This window comes from uncultured Campylobacter sp., from assembly GCF_937890585.1.
In the GTDB taxonomy this organism is placed as follows: Bacteria; Campylobacterota; Campylobacteria; order Campylobacterales; family Campylobacteraceae; genus Campylobacter_A.
Genome location: NZ_CALACG010000112.1, coordinates 1 through 4,691, shown reverse-complemented (window position 1 = coordinate 4,691; position 4,691 = coordinate 1). Strand labels below are relative to the sequence as shown.

At 41.5% G+C, this 4,691-nt stretch carries 4 protein-coding genes; all 4 read left to right on the top strand.

Features of this window, described 5'->3' with window-relative positions:
• The first annotated feature begins 127 nt into the window (after positions 1-127).
• The 4 genes from galU to Q0296_RS03170 are packed head-to-tail and all read left to right on the top strand — an operon-like array spanning position 128 to position 4,365.
• Positions 128-949 (top strand): UTP--glucose-1-phosphate uridylyltransferase GalU, encoded by an 822-nt coding sequence (gene galU / locus Q0296_RS03185; RefSeq protein ID WP_009294249.1) that lies wholly within the window; start codon positions 128-130, stop codon positions 947-949.
• Positions 946-2,166 (top strand): glucose-6-phosphate isomerase, encoded by a 1,221-nt coding sequence (locus tag Q0296_RS03180; RefSeq protein ID WP_298036456.1) that lies wholly within the window; start codon positions 946-948, stop codon positions 2,164-2,166. Before galU ends, Q0296_RS03180 begins: the two co-directional genes overlap by 4 nt.
• 3 nt (positions 2,167-2,169) lie before the next feature.
• Positions 2,170-2,715 (top strand): DUF1287 domain-containing protein, encoded by a 546-nt coding sequence (locus tag Q0296_RS03175; RefSeq protein ID WP_298036454.1) that lies wholly within the window; start codon positions 2,170-2,172, stop codon positions 2,713-2,715.
• Positions 2,716-2,775: 60 nt separating this feature from the next.
• A complete protein-coding gene (locus Q0296_RS03170) occupies positions 2,776-4,365 on the top strand; it encodes an ABC-F family ATP-binding cassette domain-containing protein (RefSeq protein WP_298036453.1) in 1,590 nt (529 codons plus the stop codon).
• The last annotated feature ends 326 nt before the right edge of the window (positions 4,366-4,691 follow it).

Genomic DNA, 4,691 nt, shown 5'->3' with positions numbered 1-4,691 from the left:
AATTTACTCTTTTTATAAAATTTTAAAAATCTTATCAATTTGCTAATTAAAGCCTTGTAAATTCAGACAAATTTATATTATTAAGGAAAAGATAGTAGAATTTTGCAATTTTTCATGAAGGACTAAAATGATACAAACTTGCCTATTTCCAGCGGCTGGATATGGAACGAGGTTTTTACCAGCTACAAAATCGCTCCCAAAAGAGATGCTACCGATCCTTACAAAACCGCTCATTCACTACGGCGTTGATGAGGCGCTTGAGGCTGGCATGGACAATATGGCCTTTGTCACAGGACGCGGAAAAAGGGCGCTTGAGGACTATTTTGACATCAGCTACGAGCTAGAAAAAGAGATCGCAGGCAGCTCAAAAGAGTCACTGCTTAGCGAAGTTAGAAATTTAATGAGCTCATGCACATTTTCATTTACTAGGCAAAATGCCATGAAAGGGCTTGGACACGCCATTTATACAGGCAAAACGCTAGTTCGAGATGAAGCATTTGGAGTCATTTTGGCAGATGATCTATGCATAAATGAAAACGGCGAGGGCGTGCTTTCGCAGATGGTTAAAATTTATGAAAAGTACCGCTGCAGCGTTGTTGCTGTGATGGAAGTGCCAAAAGAGCAGACCAAGTCTTATGGCGTCGTAAGTGGTAGGTTTATAGAAGATGATCTTATAATGGTTGATGATATGGTTGAAAAGCCCGATCCTGCCGAGGCTCCGACAAATTTAGCGATAATAGGACGCTACATCTTAACGCCAGATATTTTTAATATCTTAGAGCGAACAAAACCAGGCAAAAACGGCGAAATTCAGATCACAGACGCACTAAAAACGCAGGCAAAAGATGGCATGGTGCTAGCTTATAAATTTAAGGGCAAGAGGTTTGACTGCGGCAGCATCGATGGCTTTGTCGAGGCTACAAATTTCTTTTACGAGCGCAGTAAATGATAGAGACTTCGTTTAAATTTAACTTTGCAAGCAGCGAGGTCATCGACTCCTATGCCAAACGCATAAACGACGAGTACGAAAGCGGCGAGATAGGCTACTACCACTTGCCAGCTCTTGGGCAAAATTTGCTTGGCGAGATAGAGGAGTATGAAAAAGGGCTAGCTCATATCAAAAATGTAGTACTTGTTGGCATTGGCGGTAGCAGTCTTGGCGTAAAGGCGCTAAAATCAATGCTTGATGGCACACAGGGGATAAAAAGAGAGCTTTTATTTTTAGATAACGTCGATCCTTGTAGCTACAAAAGCACACTTGATGGGGTTAAATTTGACGAGACGCTTTTTGTAATAAGCTCAAAATCAGGCAACACGATCGAGACGATCACTATTTTTAAGTGCTTGCTTGATGACTTTAAGCCTCAAAATTTAGGCAAAAATTTCCTCATCATAACTGATCCAGGCACAAATTTAGAAAATTTTGCCAAAGAAAATGGCATTAAATTTTTTAATATCCCAAAAAATGTTGGAGGGAGATTTAGCGTGCTAAGTGCGATCGGCCTTGTGCCTCTTGGTATCTGTGGCTACGATATAAAGGCACTTTTGGAGGGCGCGCTTGCTTGCAAGAAGCAATACATCGAGCAAAAAGATAGCTCCATAGTCGCTAAAGCCTACCACTACGCCACTAGCAGAAATGCCAGCATAAATGTCATTTTTAGCTATTGCGATAGATTTTTTGAATTTAACGACTGGTACGTGCAGCTTTGGGCTGAGAGTCTTGGTAAAAAAAGAGGCTATAAAAGGGTCGGCCTTACGCCAGTTGGACTTGTCGGCAGCCGCGATCAGCACAGCTTTTTGCAGCTTATCATGGACGGCGTAAAAGATAAGAGTGTGACATTTATAAAGATAAAAGATCACGCGAGTGACAAGACTATACCAAATTTGAGTCTAAAAGGGCTTGAAGAGTGCGATTTTGTGGCGGGTCTAAGCCTAAATGAGCTTATAAATTTGCAGTGCGACGCGACGACTATGGCGCTGGTGCAAGAGGGCATAAGTGTCGATACGATCACGCTTGAGAGGCTTGATGAGTTTCATGCTGGCTGGCTCATTTTTTACTACGAGCTACTAACCTCGGCCACTGGTATCATGCTAGGCATCAACACCTACGATCAGCCAGGCGTTGAGATAGGAAAACGCATCTTAAAAACCATGCTTTTAAAGTAAAAAATGAAGAAATTTCTACTTTTAGCTCTTTTTGCCACGCAAATTTTTGCCTTTTCGGCGAGTAAATTTGTAAATGACGCTAGGTCGCAGATAGGCGTGACTCTAAACTACGATCCAAGCTATGAGCGGCTCGCCTACCCAATGGGTGATGTGGATATCAAAAAGGGCGTTTGTACCGATGTTGTAGTAAGGGCGCTACGTCATCAAGATATGGATCTGCAAAGGCTCATTTTTGAAGATATGAGTAGAAATTTCGCAAGCTATCCTAAAAAATGGGGCCTTAAAAAGGCTGATAAAAACATCGATCACAGGCGTGTTTTAAACATCGCTACCTATCTAAAAAGAAAAGGTTTTGAGGTGAGTGATGATAAATTTCTGCCAGGGGATATCGTCACATGGATGCTACCAAGAAATCTACCTCACATCGGCGTGATCTCAGATAAATTTGAAGGCCAAACACCACTTGTCATCCACAATATCGGCTCTGGCGTGCAAGAAGAAAACATACTTTATAGCTACAAGATCACAGGGCATTTTAGGCTAAAGTAGCAAATGGCTTTTTAATCAAATTTTAGGCAAAATCGCAAAAAATAAATTCAAGGAAAAATAATGTTAGAAGTTAGGGGACTTACTCAAAGATTTGCAAGCAGTTTGCTATTTGAGGATGTAAATTTAAAGCTAAATCGCCACAACAGATACGGACTAATCGGTGCAAATGGCGCTGGTAAATCGACATTTTTAAAAATTTTAAGCGGAGCTATCGAGCCAACTAGCGGCGAGATCGTCATAGAAAATGGACTAAAAGTTGGCGTGCTTGGGCAAGACCAGTTTGCGTTTGAAAATTTCACTCTAAAAGATGCGGTGCTTTATGGCAACAAACGCCTATATGACGCTGTCAAAGAGAAAGAAAAGCTCTATATGAGTGAGGAATTTACAGATGAGATAAACGAGCGCTTAAGCGAGCTTGAGATGATAAGTGCTGAGGAGGATCCAAGCTACGAGTATGAGACTAGGATAGAAAAAATCCTAAGCTCGCTTGGACTAAATGAATTTGATAAGCTCATGAGCGAGGTCGAAAACTCAGATAAAGTTAAGGTTTTGCTAGCTCAGGTGCTATTTCCAAAGCCAGACATCTTGTTCTTAGACGAGCCGACAAACAACCTTGATATAGATGCGATCGCATGGCTAGAAAATGAGCTAAACCGCCACGAGGGCACACTTGTGGTTATCAGTCACGACAGGCACTTTTTAAATAGAGTTTGCACAAACATTTTAGATGTGGATTTTAAGAAAATTCGCGAGTTTTCAGGCAACTATGACGACTGGTATATGGCTGCAAATTTGATCGCAAAGCAACATGAGATGGAGCGTGACAAGAAGCTAAAAGAGAAAGAGGAGCTGGAGAAATTTATCGCGAGATTTTCAGCAAATGCGAGTAAGGCAAAGCAGGCGACCTCACGCGCAAAGCAGCTTGAAAAATTAGATATCGCCGAGATCGCAGTATCAAGCAGACGTGATCCAAGCATACTATTTCGTGCAAACCGCGAGATAGGAAACGAGCTAATAGAGCTTAAAAATGTAAGCAAGAAATTTGATGATAAAGTGATATTTGAAAACTTTAACTTTAAGCTTGAAAAGGGCGACAAACTAGCTATCATCGGTCATAACGGCGTTGGTAAAAGCACACTTTGTAAGATCATAATGGGAGAGATAAAGCCTGACGCTGGCGAAGCGCATATAGGTGCGACCATCGAGCTGGGATATTTTGCGCAAGATACGGTAAATAAGATAGATGGCGAGCTAAAGCTTTATGAATACTTGCAAGATGCCAAAAACAAGGACATCGACGAGATCAGAAAGTGCCTTGGCAGGATGCTCTTTAGTGGTGCTGAGCAAGAAAAAGCAGTAGGCGCACTAAGCGGTGGCGAAAAACACCGAGTAAGACTAGCTCAGCTCATGCTTCATAGACCAAATTTACTTGTCATGGACGAGCCAAACAACCACCTTGATCTTGAGGCTATCATCGCACTTGGCGAGGCGTTTTACAACTTCAATGGCTCAGTCATCTGCGTGAGCCACGACAGGGAGCTGATAGACGCCTTTGCAAATAGAATTTTACACCTAAAAGGTAATGGCGAAGTAGTTGATTTTAAAGACACATACGAAGAATATAGAGCAAATTTAGGACTTGAGAGTTAGTTTTTCTACCGTTTAAACCGTACTAAGCTAGTTAAATTTGCTTAATGTTTATTGCGACATATATGAGCATCTTAGTCACTTACTAAAGGTGAGTAAAAAGCAAGCTCCGAGTTTCCAAAACCAAAAGAAGACCGCTATCTTCGCTTTCCGATAGCATTTATGTTAAAGTAAATTTTAAGCTCAAACGAGCTTAAAATTTCTTATATCAAGTGTTTAGATCAGGATAGTCCCAGCAGTTAAACTCAGCGCTCAAGTCGTCATTTTCCTGCCCTTTGCAGCATAGCCACTCAAGCCCCTGTCTCTTATACACATCTGACGCTGCCGAC